Source organism: Burkholderia cepacia, assembly GCF_001039005.1.
In the GTDB taxonomy this organism is placed as follows: Bacteria; Pseudomonadota; Gammaproteobacteria; order Burkholderiales; family Burkholderiaceae; genus Burkholderia; species Burkholderia theae.
In genome coordinates this window covers 59,947-83,095 of sequence record NZ_LDWR01000026.1, presented here as the reverse complement: position 1 = coordinate 83,095, position 23,149 = coordinate 59,947, and the positions used below count along the sequence as shown (strand labels likewise).

At 65.1% G+C, this 23,149-nt stretch carries 16 protein-coding genes; 12 read left to right on the top strand and 4 right to left on the bottom strand.

Annotated features, from left to right (window positions below):
* Window positions 1-456 precede the first annotated feature (456 nt).
* From VL15_RS16060 to VL15_RS16040, 8 genes are all read left to right on the top strand, one after another.
* On the top strand, window positions 457-5,127 hold the full coding sequence (locus tag VL15_RS16060; protein ID WP_080970856.1) for an RHS repeat-associated core domain-containing protein: 4,671 nt from the start codon (window positions 457-459) through the stop codon (window positions 5,125-5,127).
* Window positions 5,117-5,515, top strand: a complete 399-nt coding sequence (locus tag VL15_RS40190; RefSeq protein ID WP_080970855.1) for an SMI1/KNR4 family protein — start codon at window positions 5,117-5,119, stop codon at window positions 5,513-5,515. Before VL15_RS16060 ends, VL15_RS40190 begins: the two co-directional genes overlap by 11 nt.
* A gap of 287 nt (window positions 5,516-5,802) precedes the next feature.
* Complete coding sequence (locus VL15_RS42030) at window positions 5,803-6,492, top strand: Imm43 family immunity protein (RefSeq protein ID WP_155420238.1); 690 nt, start codon at window positions 5,803-5,805, stop codon at window positions 6,490-6,492.
* 375 nt (window positions 6,493-6,867) lie between these two features.
* On the top strand, window positions 6,868-8,295 hold the full coding sequence (locus tag VL15_RS16055) for an MFS transporter (protein ID WP_048246679.1): 1,428 nt from the start codon (window positions 6,868-6,870) through the stop codon (window positions 8,293-8,295).
* Between the two features lie 88 nt (window positions 8,296-8,383).
* Window positions 8,384-8,617: a hypothetical protein gene (locus tag VL15_RS42025; RefSeq protein ID WP_155420237.1), complete on the top strand. Its 234-nt coding sequence runs from the start codon at window positions 8,384-8,386 to the stop codon at window positions 8,615-8,617.
* A 73-nt stretch (window positions 8,618-8,690) separates the two neighbouring features.
* On the top strand, window positions 8,691-10,028 hold the full coding sequence (locus VL15_RS16050) for a hypothetical protein (RefSeq protein WP_048246677.1): 1,338 nt from the start codon (window positions 8,691-8,693) through the stop codon (window positions 10,026-10,028).
* Window positions 10,029-10,189: 161 nt separating this feature from the next.
* Window positions 10,190-11,302 carry a porin gene (locus tag VL15_RS16045; RefSeq protein WP_048246675.1) on the top strand — a complete coding sequence of 371 codons (1,113 nt, stop codon included), beginning with the start codon at window positions 10,190-10,192 and terminating at the stop codon, window positions 11,300-11,302.
* Window positions 11,303-11,310: 8 nt separating this feature from the next.
* Complete coding sequence (locus tag VL15_RS16040; RefSeq protein ID WP_048246674.1) at window positions 11,311-12,363, top strand: nucleoside hydrolase; 1,053 nt, start codon at window positions 11,311-11,313, stop codon at window positions 12,361-12,363.
* Between the two features lie 34 nt (window positions 12,364-12,397).
* Here VL15_RS16040 and VL15_RS16035 read toward each other — a convergent pair whose 3' ends face one another.
* The gene (locus VL15_RS16035; RefSeq protein ID WP_048246672.1) at window positions 12,398-13,309 is read right to left on the bottom strand and encodes a LysR family transcriptional regulator; all 912 of its coding nucleotides are present in this window, start codon (window positions 13,307-13,309) and stop codon (window positions 12,398-12,400) included.
* Window positions 13,310-13,403: 94 nt separating this feature from the next.
* Here VL15_RS16035 and VL15_RS16030 point away from each other — a divergent pair, with 94 nt between their 5' ends.
* Both VL15_RS16030 and add read left to right on the top strand, forming a co-directional pair.
* Window positions 13,404-14,753: an NCS2 family permease gene (locus tag VL15_RS16030; protein WP_048246670.1), complete on the top strand. Its 1,350-nt coding sequence runs from the start codon at window positions 13,404-13,406 to the stop codon at window positions 14,751-14,753.
* Between the two features lie 44 nt (window positions 14,754-14,797).
* Complete coding sequence (add, locus tag VL15_RS16025; RefSeq protein WP_048246668.1) at window positions 14,798-15,898, top strand: adenosine deaminase; 1,101 nt, start codon at window positions 14,798-14,800, stop codon at window positions 15,896-15,898.
* A 14-nt stretch (window positions 15,899-15,912) separates the two neighbouring features.
* On the opposite strand, the gene VL15_RS16020 is transcribed toward add, so the two are convergent.
* Window positions 15,913-16,359 carry a nuclear transport factor 2 family protein gene (locus VL15_RS16020; RefSeq protein ID WP_048246666.1) on the bottom strand — a complete coding sequence of 149 codons (447 nt, stop codon included), beginning with the start codon at window positions 16,357-16,359 and terminating at the stop codon, window positions 15,913-15,915.
* Between the two features lie 256 nt (window positions 16,360-16,615).
* Between VL15_RS16020 and VL15_RS43190 the strand changes: the two genes are divergently transcribed.
* Together VL15_RS43190 and VL15_RS16010 are read left to right on the top strand one after the other, a co-directional pair.
* Window positions 16,616-17,878, top strand: a complete 1,263-nt coding sequence (locus tag VL15_RS43190) for a hypothetical protein (RefSeq protein ID WP_230684473.1) — start codon at window positions 16,616-16,618, stop codon at window positions 17,876-17,878.
* Window positions 17,879-17,921: 43 nt separating this feature from the next.
* Complete coding sequence (locus VL15_RS16010; RefSeq protein WP_230684472.1) at window positions 17,922-19,199, top strand: WG repeat-containing protein; 1,278 nt, start codon at window positions 17,922-17,924, stop codon at window positions 19,197-19,199.
* Between the two features lie 57 nt (window positions 19,200-19,256).
* On the opposite strand, the gene VL15_RS16005 is transcribed toward VL15_RS16010, so the two are convergent.
* Together VL15_RS16005 and VL15_RS16000 are read right to left on the bottom strand one after the other, a co-directional pair.
* Window positions 19,257-21,488 (bottom strand): penicillin-binding protein 1A, encoded by a 2,232-nt coding sequence (locus tag VL15_RS16005; RefSeq protein WP_048246665.1) that lies wholly within the window; start codon window positions 21,486-21,488, stop codon window positions 19,257-19,259.
* A gap of 124 nt (window positions 21,489-21,612) precedes the next feature.
* Window positions 21,613-23,121 (bottom strand): PLP-dependent aminotransferase family protein, encoded by a 1,509-nt coding sequence (locus VL15_RS16000; RefSeq protein ID WP_048246662.1) that lies wholly within the window; start codon window positions 23,119-23,121, stop codon window positions 21,613-21,615.
* Window positions 23,122-23,149: the final 28 nt, after the last annotated feature.

The window sequence follows — 23,149 nt, the reverse complement described above, 5'->3', positions numbered from 1 at the left end:
TTTGCCGACAGTGCCGGTTGCCGAAAGGCGCCCGGAAGCCGGTAGTTAGCCCGGTAGCATGTTACCGGGGTGTGGCGCGAACGATTTCCGAATATGCATCTCGGGCGGTTCGGAATCAGGCACGTGTGGCGGACTGCGGGAAATCCGTGTTCGCCCCGTTTTACCGGGGGCGTGTCGACCGAGTCGCGTCGGAAGGGGCGCGTTTTTTGCAGTCTGCGGCGGCTGGCAGCGGGACAGATGGTTACGGGATTTACATAAAGTCGGCGCGAGAGCGAGCCATTTTTGGAATGGGGTCCGAGCCCTTGCTGCATGCGCGGGCGGATGGGGACCTTTCATTTTCCCGTCGTCTAATCATCGGTACAATGCCGCGAGTCGCTGGCCGGCCGTCCGAGACACGAGAAGAGGGGAACGGCCGCCGCGCGCCGAAAAACGTATAACGAGAAGAATCCTGAGAGCATGGCTGATCAAAAACTTCCTCCTGGCGCGGAGCACGAACAGGCCACACCGTGGCTGACCGATGTCCATCCGGACGACGTCGTCGCGTCCGGCGAAGGCTTCAACGCGTGGCTTATCAGCGTGACGAATGGCTACGTGAACGTCGATCGGCTGGCGACGGTGGCCAGCATGATTCCGATCCTCAACAACCTCATGGCGCTGGCCGATGCCCTCACCGACATCGTCTCGATCATCCGCAAGCGCGGCGGCGAACTGCTCGACTATCTCGGACTGGCGATCAACCTGATCGGCGTGATTCCGTTTCCGCCCGTCCTGGCGCCGATGCGCCTCACGGCACGGCCGCTGCTGGCGCTGATTCGCAACGAACTCCTGATTCACAAGCGCGACATCGGGGCCGCGATCGTGTCGATCGTCGTCACGCACATACAGGCTTCGTGCTCGACCGAGATCGAGGATTTCCTGACGAAGCTGCAGGGCGTGGTCAACGAACTGATCGACAACTGTGCGGCGAAGGCGCAGGAGATCTTCACTGGTCTGGCCGACGGTATCGATGCAGTGGTGGCCGGCAAGCTGTTCGATCCGGCAGAGAACAAACGGAAGGCTGCCGAATACCGGCAGCAGATGAAGAAAAGCGGATGGTTCAGCGCGGATCTAGTGACGGGGGCCTGGGGATATCTGTCCGAGTCGGGGGTGGCGCTCGGCAAGAGCAATGTCAACTCCGCGGGCAGCACGATGGCGGGGCTCGTCCCCGAGCAGTACGTCGCACCGATTCGCCAGTTGGCCGCGTCGTTGCGCACGCTGGCTCCGGTGGTGGTCGGCAAGATCAACGAACTGAAGGGCAGCGACGAAGGCAAGCTGATGTGGCTGCTGCTGAAGCTGATCAATGCGCTGCGGCACAAGCGCGAAGCGATGCGGGCCGGATCGGTCAAATCGCAAGGCACGACCGAAGTCGAGGCCCGGCGGCCGCAGGTGCCGCTCGCAGCGACAAAGAAGGAGGCGAAAGCGAAGGGCGCTGGTGTCGACCATTGCGACGAGTGCGGACTTGGGGCATCGGGTGGGTCGATCAGCTATTCGTTCGGTGACGAGACGTTTTCCCATACCGATTTTGAATTGCCGGGTGCCATGCCTGTCGTGTGGATGCGGGTCTACCGGTCCCGGCTGGCCGGATTCGACGCCGGCGAACTGGGCGCGCGCTGGCTGTCGCCGTACATGACGCGTATCGATGTTCGGGGCGGCCAGTGGATCTTCAGCGATGCCACCGGCCGCAATATCGACTATCCGGCGCTCGCGGCAGGTGCCGTTCACGACGACCGCGTGGAAGGCCTGACGCTGAGCCGGCTCGACGACACGTGGGTGACTGTTGCGTACGGGCATGATCTGCTTCACATCTACGAGAAGCATGGCGAATCGTTCCGGCTTGCGCTGCAGAAGGACCGCGCGGGAAATACGATCGCGCTCGATTACGATGACGCGAATCGCCTGACCCGACTGGTCAGTTCGGCCGGCCATACGCTGGCGTTTCGTCACGATGCCCGTGGACGTATCGCGATGATCGAGCAGATCATCAACGCGAACACGCGCACTACACTCGCTCAATACCAATACGACGAAAACGGTGATCTCGTTCGGGCAACCGATCGCTACGGTAATGCGCGCCAGTATGCGTATCAGCGCCATTTGATTACCCGCTACACGGATCGCACCGGCCGCGGCATGAACCTCGAGTGGGAAGGGGCGGAGCGCGACGACAACACCAATGCGCGGTGCGTGCGCGAATATGCCGATGACGGCAGTCATGACATTCGCCTGATGTGGCATCCGAATATCCGGTTGACCTATGTGACGGATGCGCTCGGCAACGTTACGCGCTACTACTACAACATCCGCGGCTACATGTACCGGGTTGCATATCCGGATGGAACCGAGGAGTGGATGCGGCGCGACCAGGACAACAACCTGGTGATGCATGTTCATCGAGACGGCGGCATCGAGGAGATGGAGTACGACGCGCGCGGGAACATGACGAAGCATTTTCGCGTCGGTGGGGCGGTTGTCGAGGCAGGTTACGACGAGCGCGATCAACTCGTTCGGCTCAAGGATCCCGAGGGGTACGTCTGGGAGCGTTCGTACGACGACGCAGGTAATCTGGTGGTGCAGAAAGACCCGCTCGGGCATGAGACGAAGTACGCATACAACGCCAGCGGCATGCCGATCAAGATGGTCGACGCCAAGGGCGGCACGAAGTCGCTCGTCTACGACGAAGCCGGGCAATTGCTTCAGTACACCGACTGTTCGGGCAAGGCGACGAAGTGGCGCTACGATCTCGACGGGAGACTCGTACAGTCGGTCGATGCTGCGGGTAATGCCACGGCTTACCAGTATGGCAAGAATGGGGCGATGAATGAGATCTCGTCTGCAGCGGGCATCATTCGACTCACGCATGATGCGGAAGGTCGTCTGCTATCCCATACCGATCCGCTGGAACGCGTTACGCGCTATTCATACGACGTGGCCGGGCGTGTCGCAAGCCGGGCCGATGCTCTCGGATACACGCTCGCATATCGCTACGACCGCCTCGGTCGCCTGACTGCATTGACCGATGCGAACCGGGCGACCTATCAGTTTCACTACGATCCAGCGGGACGGTTGCTGGAAGAGATCGGTTTCGACGGTAAGCGAACGACATACGGATATGCCGAAGGTTCGCTGCAGCCCGTGACGATCGACGAGGCCGGGCAGGTCACCGAACTCGAATTCGATCAGGCGGGCCGGATCGCGCGTCGGAAATCGGGTGTCAGCGAGGAGCGATTTGCATACGATGCGAGCGGTCGGCTCATTGAAGCCCGGAACAATCACAGTCGGATGCAGACGTTCTTCGATCCGGTTGGAAACCTGGTTCGCGAACATCATGCGTATCGATTGTTCGGCGAGTCGCGCAGCTACCTTTGGCATCACGAGTACGATGAAATCGGCACGCGGATCAAGACCGTTCGACCCGATGGTCATGTACTGGACTGGTTGACCTACGGTTCCGGTCACGTGCACGGGCTTGTGCTCGATGGCGAGGAGCGCATTCAGTTCGAACGCGACGATCTGCACCGTGAAACGGGGCGGATGCTGTCGAGCAAGGTGGCGCAGCAGACGCAATATGACTCGGCCGGCCGGGTTGCACGACAGGCCGTTCGGCGATCGAATGCGCCGGCGGCGCTCGCCGAGCGTCGATATCGATACGATGCTGCGGGACAACTCGTAGATATCGAAGACAGCCGCAAAGGGCTGGTCAGCTACCGTTATGACCCTATCGGTCGACTCATTGCGGCGATTGGCCCCCTCGGTGCGGAGCATTTCGCGTTTGACCCGGCGAGCAACATCATTGATCAAGGCAGTCCCAAGCACGCACGCACTTCGGGGCTGGTGAAGGCAAGTCCCGTGGTGCCGGACAGCGTGAACAGCACGTTGCCGCCGGAAGTGTCGAAAGTGCTCGGGAACCTGTTGAAGGAATATGCGGGCACGCACTTTGATTACGACGCACGCGGGAATCTGGTCGGGAAGCGCTCGCCGACGGGTCGACAGCAATACGAGTGGGACGGATTCAACCGGTTGAGCGCGGCGCGTGTCGAGGAATCCGCACGGCAGCATGAGGCGCGGTATTTTTATGATCCTTTCGGGCGCCGGATTGGCAAGGACGTCGATGGTGTGCGGACGGTGTTTGGCTGGGATGGCGATCGACTTGCCTATGAAAGCACCGATAGCGGTACGACGCAGTACGTGTACGAGCCGGAGTCCTTCGTTCCGCTAGCTCAATATGTGACGGATCAGTCGGTTGCCGGCGTTCAGACACCAGTGTGGCGGGAAGGCGAACCGTACGTACCCGAGAAGGATCCGCTTCAGCGTGTGCCGGAAAAGCAGTCCGACGCGCATTTGTTCTACTACCACTGTGACCAGATCGGTACGCCGTTGCTGATGACGGACGAGGTCGGGGAGGTCGTATGGGAGGCGTCGTATCGAGCCTGGGGCGAAGCGCGGGAGGTGATTGCGCGGTTGTCGCAGGCGGCGGGAATCGCACCCAGGAATCCGATTCGGTTTCAGGGACAGCAGGAGGATGCCGAGACGGGGCTGAGGTATAACCGGTATCGGTACTACGATCCGAATAGTGGGCGATTCGTTAGCAACGATCCGATCGGGTTGGCGGGAGGGATCAATGTGTATCAGTACGCGCCCAACCCGATAAGCTGGATTGACCCGCTTGGCTTGGCATGTCGCCGGCCGGGCGGCTACCGCGTGAATGATGCGGATCAACACGGCAACCTTAGCCCCCAAGCGAATCGGGCGCCGGGTAACACGAATACGGTTGCCGACGGGCTAGTGCAGTCGCATCATCCGATTCAGCAGGAATGGGCAAAGCAGCAGGTTTTCCCTAACGGAACCTATAGTTCGCGAGCTGCGCCGGCGGTTTTGCTGCCGAGCAATTCGGGCTCCGTCCACGCCCAAATCTCTGGTATGCAGCGGGCATTTCGAAATCAATACGGCTACGATACGGATGTACGGACAGAGTTAAATGAGGCCGCTCGGCAGATGAGAGTAGCAGGTGTACCAGAGGGCGTCGTGAGACGAGCGATGCGGCAAAATTATAAGTACTTCGACTGTTTGGGAGCTTTTAATGCTAAATAAAGCGGACCTTAGCCAACACTTCGAACTGAGAATTCCAGCGACCCCTAGCCAGATTCATATTTCGGAGGCGAAGGCCGGACTGTATTTTCCTAAAGAATACGTTGACTTTCTTCTAATCACTAATGGACTCAATTCGACTGGCTGCTTGGCTCTGCACGAGATAGAAATTTTGCCCGAGCGAAATGCCGAGTATGAAGTTCAGAAGTACCTTCCAGGGTATTTCATGATTGGGGATGATAGCGGTGGTCAAGCAATTCTGATCAATGCCGCTGGAGAGATATTTGAAGTAGGAATGGGAGTAATGAATCCAAAATTTTTGGAGAAATCGGCCAATTCGCTGACCGATCTGTTGGTGAATCTCAAAGGCTTGACGCTTGGGGAGAGGTGACCTCTAGCCCTCACCACGCGGAGTCGTTGATCAGCAAGCCGACGGGTGGCATCAACGTCTATCAATATACGCCTAACCCGGTAGCGTGAGTCGATCCACTTGGACTGGCAACTGCCGGGCAATCGGGAACATATGGCGGACTCACCGGGGGAACACACTCAGGTGACAGGCCAGATGCTCATGAACTCGTAAGGAATAAGGCACTTGAGATATGGGCTGAAGAGTCGTGGCCGAATGCCATGGATAACACCGGGAAATAGTTTTGTTCGACTATTTTGAGGGTTTTGATGAAATATTACGTCTTGCTGGAGAAAAAGGAGCGCGGATGTCCGGTGGGATCCATGCAGGGTATTTGTTGCGATAAATTTGTCAAAGATATCGATGGACTCGAGTATGGATTGAAGCCTTGGTACAACCCATTCGATGAGCGGGAGAATATTTTTCCGGGTGAAATGTTCTTGATTTCGCGAGATAAATTGATTGCGTATGACGTTAGAGCTAGCGGTGCTGGACCGACATTCCATGTGGTGAGTCAGGGATTTTTGGGGTTGTTAAAGGATTTTTCTGTCCCCATTAGGGAGACTCAGTCTTTAAACGTTGTTAATTCAAAAGGGTTGGGTGTTTCCGAGAAGAAATACCATATTATAATTTTCGGCGATAACTTGTACGAAGATAAGGGTGATGTCGTGGGGAGGGGTTCCGTGCTTGTGCCTAACGAGTATGGTGGAATTTTCTCTATTGAAAATATTTGCTTCAAAAGTGGATTGTCGAAGGATTTTTTCAAAATTAAAAATATAACGGCTGGGCAAGATCCTATTTTTTGTTCGGAGAGGTTTGTTGGGGAAGCGGTGAAGAGAGGGGTTGTTGCTGGTATGGAGTTCAGAAGTGTGAATGAGGTTAACTGGGCTTCGGCATCTCCGGATAATTTTCTGGGCTTCTTGACTGATGATAGCGAGCCTTTGCTTTTCATTCACTAATCATCGCCCCAAGGAGTTGCGACGTGATCCCGTGTGCTTGTTCCTAATCAGTTGGCAGGAGAGCCCGCCTCGCCTGCCGGCTGATCTGCTCCAAGGACTTTCGCGACGAGGCTCTCAGGCGTGGCATCAAGGGAGTCGAGTTTCTGGATGCGGAGAGCGTCGATTGGCCAGCGGTGAAGCCTGTTTGACGTTTTGCGCTGTTTGCCAGCCGTAGCGGAGCCAACTCGATCGCAGCCACTGCTGCGCATTCTGCCGTACCACAGCGCATCAACCGACTGATGTGCTCAGGCCCACGCCTCGCTAAAATGCGCGAAGCCGCTCGCCAACTCCCCGCTGGTAGCGCCAAGACAATCAAGAATCCGGAGACTCGCCGCCATGGCATCCACCCAGCCCGACCCGCTCGCCGCAGCGGGCGCCTCCCGCCCTGCGGCGATCGATCCCGGCTCCATCTCGGCCCGCCTCGACCGTCTGCCACCCACCCGCACCGTCTGGAAGCTCGTCATCCTGCTAAGCCTCGGCTTCTTCTTCGAACTCTATGACCTGCTCTACAGCGGCTACGTCGCGCCCGGCCTCGTGAAAAGCGGCATCCTGTCGGCGACGACGCACGGCCTGTTCGGCACCACGGGCGTCGCGAGCTTCATCGCCGCGCTGTTCTCTGGGCTCTTTATCGGCACGATTGCATGCGGCTTTCTCGCCGACCGCTTCGGCCGTCGCGCGATCTTCACGTGGTCGCTGCTGTGGTACACGGCCGCCAACGTCATGATGGCGTTCCAGGACACCGCGGCCGGGCTGAACTTCTGGCGCTTCGTCGTCGGTCTCGGCCTCGGTGTCGAGATGGTGACGATCGGTACGTACATCTCCGAACTCGTGCCGAAGCAGATCCGCGGCCGCGCATTCGCGTGCGAGCAGGCGGTCGGGTTCGTCGCGGTGCCGGTGGTCGCGTTCCTGGCTTACCTGCTCGTGCCGCACGCGCCGTTCGGTCTCGACGGCTGGCGCTGGGTCGTGCTGATCGGCGCGCACGGTGCGCTCTTCGTCTGGTGGATTCGCCGCGAACTGCCGGAAAGCCCGCGCTGGCTCGCGCAGCAGGGCCGGGTCGACGAAGCCGACCGCATCATGCGTGCGCTCGAGGCGAAGGTCGAAGCCGAATACGGGCGGCCGCTGCCGCCGCCCGCACCGGCCGAGCCCGTGCCGCCGCGGGGTAGCTTCCGCGATATGTGGGTGCCGCCGTATCGCAGTCGCACGATCATGATGACGATCTTCAACGTGTTCCAGACGGTCGGCTTCTACGGCTTCGCGAATTGGGTGCCGACGCTGCTGATCAAGCAGGGCATCACGATCACGTCGAGTCTGATGTATTCGAGCGTGATCGCGCTCGCGGCGCCGATCGGCCCGCTGATCGGCCTCTTGATTGCCGACCGTTTCGAGCGCAAGTCGGTGATCGTCGCGATGGCGGCGGCGATCGTCGTCTGCGGGCTGTTGTTCAGCCAGACGACGGTGGGCGCATTCCTGATCGTGCTCGGCATCGGCCTCACGCTCGCGAGCAACATCATGTCGTACAGCTTCCACGCGTATCAGGCCGAGTTGTTCCCGACGTCGATCCGCGCACGGGCCGTCGGCTTCGTCTATTCGTGGAGCCGCTTCTCGGCGATCTTCTCGTCGTTCGCGATCGCGGCCGTGCTGAAGGGCTTCGGCACCTTCGGCGTGTTCGCGTTCATCGCGGGCGCGATGGCGATCGTGATGGCCGCGATCGGGCTCATGGGGCCGCGCACGAAGGGCATCGCGCTCGAAACCATCTCCAGGTAGTCGATGGCTGTACACGCGTGTCGCATGGTTCGTGCGGCACGCGTGCGATGCGATTGCACCGAAAAAGCCGCATCGAAAATGATTTGGAATGCGAATCGACGTGGTGAAGACATCGCTTCGTCATGAAAAATACAAGTCCACGGCTCGCATCCCGACACACGTCAGCAATGCCCAACAAACAAGATTGCCACGCAACGACAAAACGAGCGGCAACGAGTTGAAACAAAGCGTGACGAAGCGAAAATCCACCGGAAAGCCGCGGCTTTCACCGCTGCGGATTATTGCTCGGACGCGTAAAATGAAAGGCCTGACGACTCATTAGCCGCCATTGGACCGCACGCGTTGCATCAGCGAACGGCTCCGCCGCGAAGAGGCGTCGGCGCCGGGCGCACGCGATGCGCCGGACGTGTCGATGGCTCGCGCGGAAGATGCGCCGTTCGCAACAGAAACATGCGACGGCCGGATCGGCCGATGGCTTCGAACATATGTTGCTTTCCAATCCGACGCGGCGATTTGCGAAGCCGCGTTGTCTTACCCGCGCAGTCGCCATGTATGTTTGGCTCGCCGTTGCGCTGCCGATTTCCGTTCTTGCCGGGCGGCCTGTGCTTGCCGCGTCCGACGTACCGTCGTCCGCTGCTACGTCATCCTCATCAGTCGCGCCGTCCGCGCATGCGGCTTCCCGTGTGCATCCGGCGTCGCCCGCGCATGCATCGTCGGGCGCATCCGCCGCGCAGCCCGCGCCCGCGGCATCGCATGCACATCATGCGGAGCCTGCCAGCGCGGCATCGGGCGCGTCGGTGGCTTCTGCCGCGTCCACCGCAGCGCCTGCGTCGGCGGCTTCCGCCGCATCCGCCGCAGAGCCTGCGTCGGCCGCGTCCGCCGTACCGGCCAGCGAGGCCGAGGCACCCGCGCCAACTCCACCGCGCCGGCATCCACCGCTGTCAGCCGAGGAAGCGAAAAACGCGACGGCACGTGCGATCGACATGCGCAAGCGCTTCACGCAGGAAGTCACACGGCGCCTGAACGTGCCCATGAGCGAGCAGCGCGCGTACGGCGCACGGCTCCAGAAAGCGCTCGCCGACGCGGACCTCGGCGACCTGGCCGGCGAATACGTCGCGATGGTCGACCGCTCGTTGAACGTGCAGGCGCTTTTCATCTACTTCCGCGCGACGCCGGCCAATGCGTGGCTGATGATCGGCGCATCGCCGGTCGGCACCGGGCTGCCGGGCAAGTACGACCATTTCCTGACGCCGCTCGGCGTGTTCCATCACTCGCCCGACAACATGGATTTCCGTGCGGAAGGCACGACGAACGAGAACGGCATTCGTGGCTACGGCCGCCGCGACATGCGCATCTACGACTTCGGCTGGGAGGACGGTGAGCGCGGCTGGGGCAAGGGCGGCGTGTCGCCGATGCGCTTCCAGATGCATGCGACCGACCCCGACCGCCTCGAATCGCTGCTCGGCATCCGGCACTCGAAGGGATGCGTGCGGATTCCCGCGTCGCTGAACACGTTCTTCGACCGGCACGGGCTGCTCGACGACGACTACCAGGCGCGCGTCGAGGCCGGCAAGTCGCTGTGGGTGCTGCGTCGCGATCGCGACATCACGCCGATCGCGGGCCGCTACCTGGTCGTGATCGACAGTGCACGCAAGACCCGCCCGGCCTGGTCGCCGATGCCGGGACGCAAGGCGTGGTCGAAGCTGCCGAAGGGCGGCGATACGGCGGACTGACGGCCGGTCCGCCGGGGGCGGGAGGCGCAAGGATGAGAATAAATCCGTTTTATTGATACATAAGAAAAGCAAACTTTTATTATCCGAGCCGGGTTCGTATAGTCGAGTCCAGTTTCGCGGAACCCTGCCGCGCCTGGACCACCACCGATCACACGACCCGCATGAAAACTCTCTACAAGCTCGCCCCGCTCGCGATGCTCGGCGCCTTCACGACCCATGCCTTTGCGCAAAGCAGCATCACGCTGTACGGGCTCATCTCGGCCGGCGTCGGGTTCGCGACCAACCAGGGCGGCAAGAACGCCTGGCAGGCGTTGTCCGGCACGAACCAGAACCCGCGCTGGGGGCTGAAGGGCAAGGAGGATCTCGGGCATGGGCTGTCCGCGATCTTCCAGCTCGAGAACGGCTTCAACGTGATGACGGGCACGGCCGCGCAGAACGGCCGCGAATTCGGGCGCATGGCCTACGTCGGCCTGGCCGACCGCACCTACGGTTCGCTGACGTTCGGCCGCCAGTACGACGCGATTCACGACTACATCGGGCCCGTGATCATCGCGAGCAACGGCGTGAACATCGGCGACAACGACAACGGCTACAACGACATCCGCGTGCAGAACTCGGTGAAGTACGTGAGTCCCGTCTATTACGGCCTGAAGTTCACCGCGCTGTACGGCTTCAGCAACGCGACGGGCTTCGCGAACAACAGCGCCTACAGCTTCGGGCTCGGCTACGAGCAAGGCCCGCTGCGCTGGAGCGCGGTCTATGCGCAGTACAACCATCCGTACAGCGGCACGAACCAGGACGGCGCGATCGCGAACGACTATGCGTCGCCGCTGCTGATCTTCAGCAAGAGCGCGATGTCGCCGGCGGCGTACGCGAGCCGGCAGCGGATCGCGGGCACCGGCGGCTTCTACACGATCGGCCGCGCGCAGTTCGCGGCGATGTTTACCGACGTACGCTACGATTACCTCGACAATTCGCACCTGCACCTGCAGAACCTCGGCGTAAACGTCGTCTACACGATGACGCCGCAACTCTTTCTCGGCGCCGCGTATGCGTTCACGAACGGCAAGTACGACGTGATCGACAAGCGTCCGAAATGGCACCAGGTGAACCTGCAGGCCGATTACTTCCTGTCGAAACGCACCGACGTCGCGCTGACGGTGATCGCGCAGCAGGCGGCCGGCGACGCGGACCATGCGCAGATCTTCGCGTACGCGCGCTCGACCAGCACGCGCCAGATGATGGCGACGCTCGGCGTCCGGCACGTTTTCTGAACCCGACCATGACCCACCCGATCGCATCCCGCCGCACCTTCCTGAAACTGTCCGCCGCGCTGGCCGGCACTGCACTGCTGCCCGAAACGGGCGCGTTCGCGGCCGGCGGCGACACCGCGCGCCGCACGGTGATCATCGATACCGACCCGGGGCAGGACGACGCCATCGCGATCCTGTTCGCGCTCGGCGCGCAGGACCGGCTCGACGTTCGCGCGCTGACCGCCGTCGCGGGCAACGTGCCGCTCGACCTGACCGAACGCAATGCGCGGATCATCCGCGACTGGGCCGGCCGCACGAAAACGCTGCCGGTCTATGCGGGCTGCCCGCGCCCGCTCGCGCGCGAACTTGTGACGGCTGCGAACGTGCACGGCAAGACCGGGCTCGAAGGCGTCGAACTGCACGAGCCGAGCGCGCCGCTCGCGACCGGTCACGCGGTGTCGTACCTCGTCGATACGCTGAGCCGTGCCGCACCGAACAGCGTAACGCTGTGCGCGCTCGGCCCGCTGACGAACATCGCGACGGCGCTGGTCGAAGCGCCGCAGATTCGCGGCGCGCTGCGCGAGATCGTGCTGATGGGCGGCGCGTTCTTCGAGCGCGGCAACATCACGCCGGCCGCCGAGTTCAACATCTACGTCGATCCGCAGGCGGCCGACGTGGTGTTCGGCAGCGGCGTGCCGATCGTCGTGCTGCCGCGCGACGTCGCGGTGAAGGCGCCGATCACGCCGGCGCGCGTCGCGCCGTTCCGCGCGCTCGGCAACCGCTGCGGCGCGATCGTCGCGGACATCATGACGGCCGAGCTCGCGTACAACAAGAAGCGGCGCGGCGTCGACGACGGGCCGATGTACGACCCGACCGCAGTCGGTTATCTCGTCGATCCGACGATGTTCGGCGGACGCAAGGTGAACGTGGTGGTCGAGACGAGCGGGCAGTGGACGCTCGGCGAGACGATCGTCGACTGGAACGGCCGCAGCGGCCGCGCGGCGAATGCGACGTGGATCAACGAGGTCGACGCGGACCGCTTCTACGCGACGCTCGTCGAGCGCATCGCGAAGCTGCCCTGAGCACGGACAGTCACGCGGCGAACGATGAACACAATCAGATGTGCTTCGCGATCCACTCGCGGCACGCGCGCACGTGCGGGCCGCGATCGTCGCCCGCGAGGGAAATCAGCGAGATTGCGCGCGTGACGCGCGGTTTGTCGACGCGCAGCGCGACGAGTTCGGGATCGTGCAGATGCATCGTGTAGAGGCTCGGCAACACGGCGGTCGCGAGGCCGTTGCGTGCGAGCGCGTAGAGCGGCTCGGTGTATTCCATCCGGTACGTGACGTTCAGGCGCAGCTTCTCGGCGCCGCCGGTGCGATGCAGCGAATCGCTGACGCTGCCGCGCACGAACACGGCCAGTTCGCGATCGACGAGCTTCGCCCACGTGACGCTCTTCGCGCGGGCGAGCGGATCGTCGTGCCGCACGACGATCACGATCTCGTCCTCGAAGAGCTGCCGATAGCGCAGCGTGCCGTCGTCGCTGTCCGGTTCGCGCACGCCGATGCCGAGGTCCGCGACGCTGTCGCGCACGGCTTCGACGAGCGCGCTGTTCGGCAGGTCGGTAAGCGTGAAGCGCAGTGTCGGGTGTGCGCCGCGCAGCGCGTTGAGCGCGGGCAAGAGGCGGCCCGCGACCGATGGGATGAACGCGATCCGCACGGTCTGGATGCGTTCGCCGATGAGCCGCGTCATGTCGTCGAAGGTGCCGCGCGCCTGGTTGAGCAGCCGTTCGGCGAGCGGCAGCACGGCTTCGCCGGCGGTCGTCAGCGTGAGCCGGTGCGCGGAACGCGCGAACAGGCGCCCGCCGAGCAGGAACTCGATCTGGCGGATCGACGCGGTGAGCGCGGGCTGCGTGAGCGACAGCGCCTGCGCGGCCTGCGTGAAGCTGCGTGCATGCGCGAGCACGACGAAGTGCTGGACCTGCCGCAGCGTGAGCGCGGGCAGCAGCGACGAGCGGTCTGACGACATCGGGCAATAACGGTCGGGAAGCGGTACGCGGCAGTATAAGACCGCGCTGCGCGAACCGACACAGGACAATATTCGGAATCACAGGAGAACCACCATGTCAGCGACTGACACGATGCCGGCGCAACCGCCGGCCAACTGGCTCGAACGCCGCTTCGCGCTCGCCGCGCGCGGCACGAGCGTGCGCACCGAGACGATCGCGGGCGTCACGTCGTTTCTCGCGGCCGCGTACCTGCTCGTCGTGATCCCGTCGCTGCTCGCGACGGGCGGCATGGAGCGCGGCGCGGCGACGACCGCGACGATCATCGTGTTCGTGCTGTTCACGACGCTGATGGGGCTCTATGCGAACCTGCCGTTCCTCGTCGGCCCCGGCATCGGCGGTTCGGTGATCATCGGCGTGACGCTCGCGACGACGGAACACGTCGGCTGGCAGACGGGCCTCGGCATCGCGTGCGTGTCGGGCGTGCTGTTCTTCCTGCTGACGATTCTCGGTGCGCGCGGCGTCGTGGTGCGGCTGATTCCGGTGCAGATCAAGCTCGGGCTTGGTGCGTCGATCGGGCTGTTCGTCACGATGCTCGGGCTGCGGAATGCGGGGATGGTCGTCGCGAACGCGAAGACCAACGCGTTCGCGCTCGGCGACTTCTCGCGGCCGGGCGCGCTCGTCGCGCTGATCGGCCTGGCGGTCGCGATCGTGCTGCAGGCGCGCAAGGTGCCCGGCGCGATCCTGATCGCGATTCTCGTCGCGGCCGCGGCCGGCGTGCCGCTCGGCGTCACGCACCTGCCCGCGTCGTTCGTGTCGCTGCCGCACAGCATCGCGCCGATCGCGTTCAAGCTCGACCTGCGCAGCGCGTTGAGCCTGGCGGCCGCGCCGTACCTGTTCGCGTTCTTCGCGGCGGAATTCTTCTCGACGCTCGGCACGGCACTGGCGGTCGGCGCGAAGGCGAACCTGCTCGACGAGCAGGGGAACCTGCCGAACATCAACCGGCCGTTCCTCGTCGATTCGCTGGCCGCGACGCTCGGGCCCGTGCTCGGCATTCCCGCGCTGACCGCGCTGATCGAATCGGCGGCGGGCGTCGAGGCCGGCGGCCGCAGCGGGCTGTCGTCGCTGGCCGCGGCCGTGCTGTTCGCCGCGATGCTGCTGTTCGTGCCGGTCGCGCTCGCGATCCCGAAGGAGGCCACCGCGCCGGCACTGATCCTGATCGGGCTGTCGATGTTCGCGACGATCCGCCATACGCATTTCGACGATTTCACCGATGCGCTGCCCGTGATGTCGATGGTGCTGCTCACGCTGATGTCGAACAGCTTCGGCACCGGCATTGCCGGCGGGTTGCTGTGCTACGTGCTCGTCAAGCTGCTGGCCGGCCGCTGGCGCGACGTGTCGTGGGGGCTCGTCGTGCTCGCGATTCCGCTCGGCTATTACTTCTGGACCGTCGTGAAGCCGCACTGAGAGACGGCTTTCGCGACGCAACTGCACTACCCAAAGAGACAGACATGAAGGGAACACCAGGCAACGTCCCGGCCGCGCGCACGGGCATCGACATCACGCCGGCCCACCGGGCCTTCTTCCACGCGCTGCCGAAGGTCGAGCTGCATTGCCACCTGCTCGGCGCGGTGCGGCACGACACGTTCGTCGCGCTCGCGGAGCGCAGCGGCGCGCCGATCGAGCGCGCGGAAATCGACGCGTTCTATGCACGCGGCGAGAAGCCGGTCGGCGTGCTGCACGTGCTGCGCGCGCTCGACAAGTATCTGCTCACGCAGCCCGACGACCTGCGGAGGATCGCATACGAGTATCTGGAGGACGCGGCCGCGCACAACGTCCGGCATGCGGAGTTCTTCTGGAATCCGACCGGCACGGTGCGCGTATCGGGCATCGCGTATGCGGATGCGCAGGCCGCGATCGTGACGGCGATCCGCGACGCCGCGCGCGACTTCGGGATCGGCGCGCGCCTGATCCCGAGCATCGACCGCGAACAGGATCCCGACGAGGCAGTCGCGATCGTTGAATGGATGAAGGCGCATCGCGCGGACGAAGTCGCGGGGCTCGGGATCGACTATCGCGAGAACGACCGGCCGCCGGAGCTGTTCTGGAAGGCTTACCGCGATGCGCGCGCGGCCGGCTTCCGCACGACCGCGCATGCGGGCGAGTTCGGGATGCCGTGGCGCAACGTCGAGACGGCCGTCGACCTGCTGCAGGTCGATCGCGTCGATCACGGTTATACGATCGTCGACAACCCCGAGCTGTGTGCACGCTATGCGGAACGCGGGATCGTCTTCACCGTCGTGCCGACGAATTCGTACTATCTGCGCACGCTGCCGCCGGAGCAATGGGCCGAGCTGCACCCGATGCGCAAGATGCCGGGCCTCGGACTGAAGATTCATCCGAACACCGACGATCCGACGCTGCACAAGGTCAATCCGAGCGAGGCGTGGGAGTTGATGTTCAGCCACTTCGGCTTCACGGTCGCCGAGCTGAAGCAGTTCATGCTGAACGGGATCGACGGCGCGTGGGTGGACGACGCGACGAAGGCCGCGTGGCGCGCCGCGTGGGCGCCGGAGTTCGATGTGCTGGCCGGCACGCTCGCCGCGGGCTGAACGCGGTTTCGTCGTCAGACGAGCGCCGGAACGTTCAGGTGATAGCGCAGGTCGCCCGCGAAATCGAACAGCGTGTAGTCGCGGAACGTAAAGCGCCACACGCCGTCGACGCGGTCGAACGCGTCGTGATAGCGGCCCGCGGCGATCGGCTGCAGCGCGAGCCCGTCGACGGCTTGCAGCACCGTGTAGTACGAACGTGCCGTCGCGCGATGCGCAGCTTCATCGATCTCGATGATCGGATTGGTGACCACATGCTTCGTGCGCGGCGTGCCGCACGGGTAGCGCTTCACGCTCGCGTCGAACAGCGCGAGCAGTTCATCCGCGCCGATCGTCGGCGCGCCTTCCTGCGTCCTGATGCGCGCGTGCCGGAACAGCGCGGCGACGCCCGGCAGGTCGCCGGCGTCGAGCCGCTCCGCGTAGCGGTACAGCAGGTTCGCGATGTCGACTGCGCTGTGGGTCATGCGGGTTCCGTCATCGTTGGGCGATGACGACGATGGTGCGCGGCGCGTGGCGGGCCGGCTTCGTCCGGGTGGACTAGTTCTGCACGCCGCGATTTCACTATCTTTCCGTTTCCCTGTACGCCCTATGCGCCGTGCCCGCTGGCACGCGCCGCCCACGTTCGCTATATTGGCGTCCGGTGGCGATCGGTCGTGTCGCCGCCGCCGTGCGCTATCGCGCCGGACATCCAGAAAACAATTCGAATCGAGAGGCTCCGCCGTGCGTACACCTTTGTTCTGTCTGCTGTTGTTCGCGTCGTTGTCCGCGCGGGCCGGCACTGCATGCGATGCACTGCTTGGCGATTACGCGCCGGCGGCCGGCAAGCCCGCGACGCTGCGGGTCGAGAAAGTGGGCAACGACACCGTGCTGCGGGTGCGCGAGGCCGGCCAGTGGAGCGTCGAAACGGAACCGACGCGCGAGGCCGAACTCGATACCGACGGCCCGGACAAGCCGCCGGCGGGCGCTTGCGTGCTCGAGGTGCCGGGCGGAGAACTGATCAAGCTGCCGATCGGCGCACCGTATCAGGTCACGTCGATCACGGGCAGCAACTTCGCGACGAAGCATTCGACGACCGGTGTCGTGATGCTGGCGATGCAAGGTTTCCAGGTCGACGGCATCGAACTGTATCCGGTTGCGCGCAGCGGCGATTCGCCGCCCGCGCCCGTGAAGGCGGTGCCCGGCCGGGAGATCGCCGACGCGGGCCCGTGCCCCGGCCACCTTCCGCCCGACATGAGTCAGACCGACTTCGACGCGTTGCCGGAACCCGTGCATAAGTACTTCGCCGATCTCGATCCGCTGCGGCAGCGCGCGTTCGTGTGCGGCCAGGCGCTCGACGAGATCGTGAGCGACGGCCTGACGTCGAACGACGACAAGGAAGTCGATGCGATGTGGCGCTGGCTTGCCGTGTTGCTGCGCGCGCACCAGGTGCCGCGCGACGCGCACGGTGGCGACGATCGCTGGCGTGTGGCCGGCCAGTTGCTGCGGCAAAACCGGCCGGACGCGGGCAAGGAGGTGTCGCCCGATCGTGCACGCCGGCAGGCGCTCGTGCTGGATGCACTGGTGCCGAACCTGCCGCCGCCCGACACGCTGCGCGATGGCCGTGAAGAGCAGGCGAGCGACCTCGTGGCCGAAGTCGTGAAACTGCCGGAACCGGATGCGCTCGCGGTGCTCGGCAAGCTGCAGGCGCGTGGGGTGCTGCGCTGGCAAATCAATGACAACAACCCGTACCGGGTTGCCGACGTTGCGTTGCGGGACGCGTTGAATCCGCCCGTGTCGGCATCGGTATTCGCGCTGCTCGCGAAGGACGCGAACCCGGATGTGCTGCATGACGACGCGCTGCTCGACGTCGAAGTGACCGAACATCATGTCGAGGGCGTGCGACGTCTGCTCGGCGCCGGCGTGAAGCCGTCCGCGAAGGTGCTGGCGAATGCCGGCGGGGATCCGGAGATCCTGCGGCTGCTGCAGGCGTCAGCCGCGCGCTGACGCGATACAGCACGGCACGACAACGACAAGGGCGATCCTTCCGATGGGCAATCGAGCATGGCTCTATCTCCAGGCCGGCGACGGAGACGACGCGCGGACGATCGAGTTCGCGGAGACCAAGAATCACTTCCCGCTCCTGTGGCGCGTGCTGCTCGCCGACGGCGGCGCGGGCGACGCGATTGCCGATCAGCGTGTGTTCGGCGACGCGGGCACGCCGAATCTCGCCAGCGACGCGCACGTGGCGCAGGCGCGCATCGGCCGGCTCGCGTCGTTCGTCATCGCGCATCCATTGCCCGGCGACGATCCGGCGCTCGCGCGCCAGTTCGATGCGCTCGTGCGCCATCTCGGCGAGTCGATCGACGCGCTCGGCGATGCGCACGGCGCGCCGCGGTTTTCCGCGAATCTCGACGAGCTGTCGTGGCTTGACGACAGCGATCCTGACGCCTACATCGACCAGGAGCGCGAGACCTGCACGCGCCTGTGGTGGCGTGTCGCGAACTGCATGGACTTCCGCGACGTGCGCGGCGTGCGGGATGCGCTCGAAATCGACACGCCGGCCGACTGGCGCGACTGGGCGTGGGGTTTCGGTTTCGGCAGCATGTCGCATCACTACTTCGCTCGCCAGGACCCGCCGCGCGGCGTGACGTTTGCCGCGATGTTCGATGCCGGCGAGAGGCACGGCAACTGGCTCGGCTTCGACACGTTCAGCTTTCGCGGGCGCAACGGCCTGTGGGGCGTTCGGCGTGAACACGACGACGCGTGGGACGTAATCGTGCCGCCCGAGTGGGCGAACCTGTGGGCCAGCGGCGCACGCGATGACCGGTTGTTCTGGGTTGCGCGCGACGGGCGGGTCGGCTTGCTGCTCGCCGACGATGCCGGCGCGCGGATCGTGCGCGAACCGGCGTTCGACGCGGTGTGGGATTTCACGGACGACATTGCCTGCGTGCGCGTCGGCGAGCGCTTCGGGCTCGTGCGCGCGGACGGCACGTGGGTGCTCGAACCGTCGCTCGACGATTTCGGCGAATTCGTCGACGGGCTGGCGTCCGCGAGCGTGGGCGGCCGCTGGGGCTTCGTCGACACGAACGGCGCGTGGATCATCGCGCCGCGCTTCGACGACGCGCAGGAGTTCGTGCGGGGCGAGGCCGTGGCCGTATGCGAGGGCGAGCACTGGGGTCTGCTCGGTCGCGATGGGCAGTGGCGCGCGTGGCCGGAATGGACGTCGCTCGACTGGTCGCCGGAGCGCGACGCGTTTCTGGCGCAACGCGACGGGAAGGTCGGTCTCGTCGATGTGACGGGGCGGGTCGTCGTCGCGCCGCGTTGAGCAGTGGCGACGACGCTTCGGTAACACGCGCGGCCGCCGCGCACGCGGGCGGCACGCTTAGCGGAAGAACCTCAACCAGTCGAACAGGCCGGGATGCGGGTGGCGCCGCGGCGCTGGCGCCGGCGCGCTGCGCGGCCGGAAGTCGGGCGAGAACTGCGCGCGCGGATCGATCGCGCGCGAACGCAGCGCCGCATCGTAGAAACCGCCGACGATCGGCAGCGCGCTGTGCGCGCCCGCACCCCAGTAGTCGCTGCGCAGCGTCACGCTGCCGTCGTCGAAGCCGACCCATGCGCCGGCCACCAGTTGCGGATGCATCAGGATGAACCAGCCGTCCGCGTTGTCCTGCGTCGTGCCCGTCTTGCCGGCGACGTCGACGCGGATCCCGTAGCGCGAGCGGATGTCGGCGCCGGTGCCGTAATCGACGACATCGCGCATCACGTCGACGAGCGTCTGCGCGGCAGGCGCCGGCAGCGCGCGTTCGGGCGGCGCGCTGGCGAACGCGGCGAGCACCTTGCCGTCGCGATCCTCGATGCGCGTGATCATCTGCGGTGCGACGTACACGCCGCGGTTCGCGATCGTGCCGTACGCGGATACCATCTCCTTCAGCGTGACGGGGCTCGTGCCGAGCGCGAGCGATGGCACCGCGTCGAGCGGGCTGTCGCGCACGCCCATCGCGCGCGCGAGCTGCGCGACCTTCGCGGCGCCCTCGTGCTGCATCACCTGCGCGGTGATGCGGTTGCGCGACAGCGCGAGCGCGTCGCGCAGCGTCATCGGTTCGCCCGTCGGCGGCTCCGCATCGGTGGGGCGCCAGACGGCGCGGCCGTCGATGGGAATCGCGACGGGGCGGTCGATGAACGTATCGGCGGGCCGCATGCCGTCCGCGAACGCGGCGCCATAGACGAACGGCTTGAACGTCGAGCCCGGCTGGCGCCGCGCCTGCGCGACGTGATCGAACGGCTCGCTGCCGAAATCAGGACTGCCGACCCACGCCCTGATCGCGCCGTTGCGCGGATCGATCGCGACGAAGCCGGCCTGCACCTGCGTCTTGCGCTCGCACAGCGCGCGCATGAACGCACGATCCGCGCCGAGCTGCTTCAGCGCCGCCACATCGGCGAGCCCCGCGTCGCGGGCCTGGCGATAGTCGGGCGTCTGGCGGATGAAGCCGCGGAACAGGTCGTTGCGCAGCCCGCAACCGGACGGGCCGAGCCACGTGCTGTCGGCAATCGCCTGCAGCCGGTCGGTCTGCTGCGTCAGCGCCTGCGTCGCGATGTCCTGCAGCCGCGCGTCGAGCGTCGTGCGCACGACGAGGCCGTCCGAGTACAGATCGTAGTTGTTGCGGTCGGCCCACGCGATCAGCCACTTGCGCAGTTGCACTGCGAAGTGCGGGGCAAGGCCGGGTTGCGCCGTCTGCGGCTCGAAGTCGACGCGCAGCGGCCGGCGCTGCAATTGCGCGAGCTGTTGCGGCGACAGCATGCCCATCTGCGCCATCCGGCCGAGCACGATGTTGCGTCGCTGTACCGCGCGTTCCGGATTCAGCACCGGGTTGTAGTAGCTGTTGCCCTTCAGCATCCCGACGAGCGTCGCGCTTTCGACGGTGTCGAGCTGGTCCGCCGATTTGCCGAAGTAGGTGCGCGCGGCCATCTCGACGCCGTACGCGTTGTACAGGAACGGCACGGTATTCAGGTAGGTTTCGAGGATCTCGTCCTTGCTGTACACCGATTCGATCTTGAACGCGGTGATCAGCTCCTTCACCTTGCGCGTGAGCGTCAGCGAACGGCCGACTTCGTCCGGGTACAGGTTGCGCGCGAGCTGCTGCGTGATCGTCGAGCCGCCCTGGCGGTCGCCCGAGAACGTATGCAGCCCGGCCGCGATCGTGCGGCGCCAGTCGATGCCGTGGTGCGCGTAGAAGCGGTGATCCTCGGTCGCGATCAGCGCGTCGACCATGTGCGGCGAGATCTGCTTGAGCGGCACCCATTCGCGGTTGACTGGCCGGAACTCGGCGATCAGCTGGCCGTCGGCCGACAGCACGCGTGCGGGGCGGTCGATGCGCGCCTTGCGGATGTCGCCGATGCTCGGCGTGAACGGCACGAACGCGAGCAGGACCAGCAGGCCCAGTACGGGAATCGCGGCGAGCGTCAGCGCCACGCCGCGCCGCGTCGGATGACGCAGGCGACGCAGCGCGCCGGCACACAGTGCGCGGGCGCGCGTGCGGCAGGCGGCGGCGAGCGGCGCGACGCGGGCGCGGCAGCGGGCCCACGCGTTTCGAAGATACGGCACGAAGCGATTCACGGCGGCAGGAGCGTGGACGGAAGAGGCGCGATCCTAGCAAACGGCGCACGTGTGCCGGTGGCCGAAACGGCTGTTTGCTTGCAGGATTTACAGACGATTACGTTTGTTGCCCGCGGACAACCTTTTACCGCGTATGCGGCCGCGATTCTTCCGACGAAACCACGTCCGCGAGCCGCTGCGCGGCCGCCTCCATCTGCGCGCGCCCGAACCCGCCGAAGCCGAGCACGAGCCCCGGGCGCGCCGTGCCCGGCGCGAACATCGGCGACACCGCGCGCACCGCGACGCCGGCCTGCGCCGCGCGCGCGACCACGTCGAGATCGTCGATCCCTTCGGCAAGCCACAGCACGACGTGCATCCCCTGGTCGCCCGGCTGCACCCACGCGCGTTCGCGCGGCAGCCGCGCGCCGAGCGTGTCGATCAGCAATGCGCGCTGCTCCGCATACACGCCGCGCACGCGGCGAATGTGGCGGTCGAGATGACCTTCCGCGATGAACGCGGCCAGCACATGCTGGTCGGCGGTCGGCGCATGGCGATCCATCAGCACGCGGGCGCCGCAGAACGCGGGCACGAGATCGTCGGGCACGATCATGTAGCCGAGCCGCAGCGACGGAAACAGGATCTTGCTGAAGGTGCCGAGATAGATCACGCGGTCGGGGTCGAGACCTTGCAGCGACGGGAACGGATAGCCCTCGTAGCGCAGCTCGCTGTCGTAATCGTCCTCGACCACCCACGCGCGATGCGTGCGCGCCCACGTGAGCAGCGCGTTGCGTCGCGCCATGCTGAGCGGCATGCCGAGCGGGTACTGGTGCGACGGCGTGACGAACGCGGCACGCGCATGCGGCGCGAGGCGGATGCCGGCGTCGACGTCGATGCCGTCGGCATCGACCGGCACACGCACCATCGCGTCTCGCCGCCCGGTGCTTTCGAGCAGCGCGGTGATGCCGCGATAGGCCGGATTCTCGACCCACGCCTGATCGTTCGCGCCGAGCAGCACCTGGCTCGCGAGATGCAGCCCCTGCTGCGTGCCGCTCGTGATCACGACCTGGCCGGCATGGCAGCGCACCGAGCGCGACCGGCGCACGTAGTCGGCGATCGCCTCGCGCAGCGGCAGCGCGCCTTGCGGATCGGCATAGCCGGACGGTGCGCCGGCGCCGCGCGCGCGCAGGCGGTTGCCGAGCCGGCGCCAGATGTCGTCGGGCGCGGTGAGGCCGACCGGCACCGAGATCGCGAACGGCATGGCCGGCAACGGAAGGAATTCGCGGGCGATCCGCGCGAAGGTGGCGGCCGGTTCGGGCAGCCCGGCGGGCACCGGGCTGCCGCGCGGGGCAGGCGTTTCAGGGGCGTTGACGGGCGGCGGTTCGGCGAGCGCGTTCGCGATCCGCGTGCCCGCGCCGCCGCGCGATTCGAGGAAGCCTTCGGCGATGAGCTGCGCATATGCATCGACGACGGTGCCGCGCGCGACCTGCAGCGCCGCCGCCAGCAGCCGCGTGGACGGCAGCGTGTCGCCGGGACGGACGTCGCCGCGGCGCACGGCTTCGCGCAGCGCCTGTGCGAGCTGGCGGCTCAGGTCGCCGGCCGCACGATCAAGCGCGCCGAGCGACGGGATTTCGACGATCCGGGCCGTTCTTGCCATGATTCTGGTCTGCTGAAATTGTTCCAAA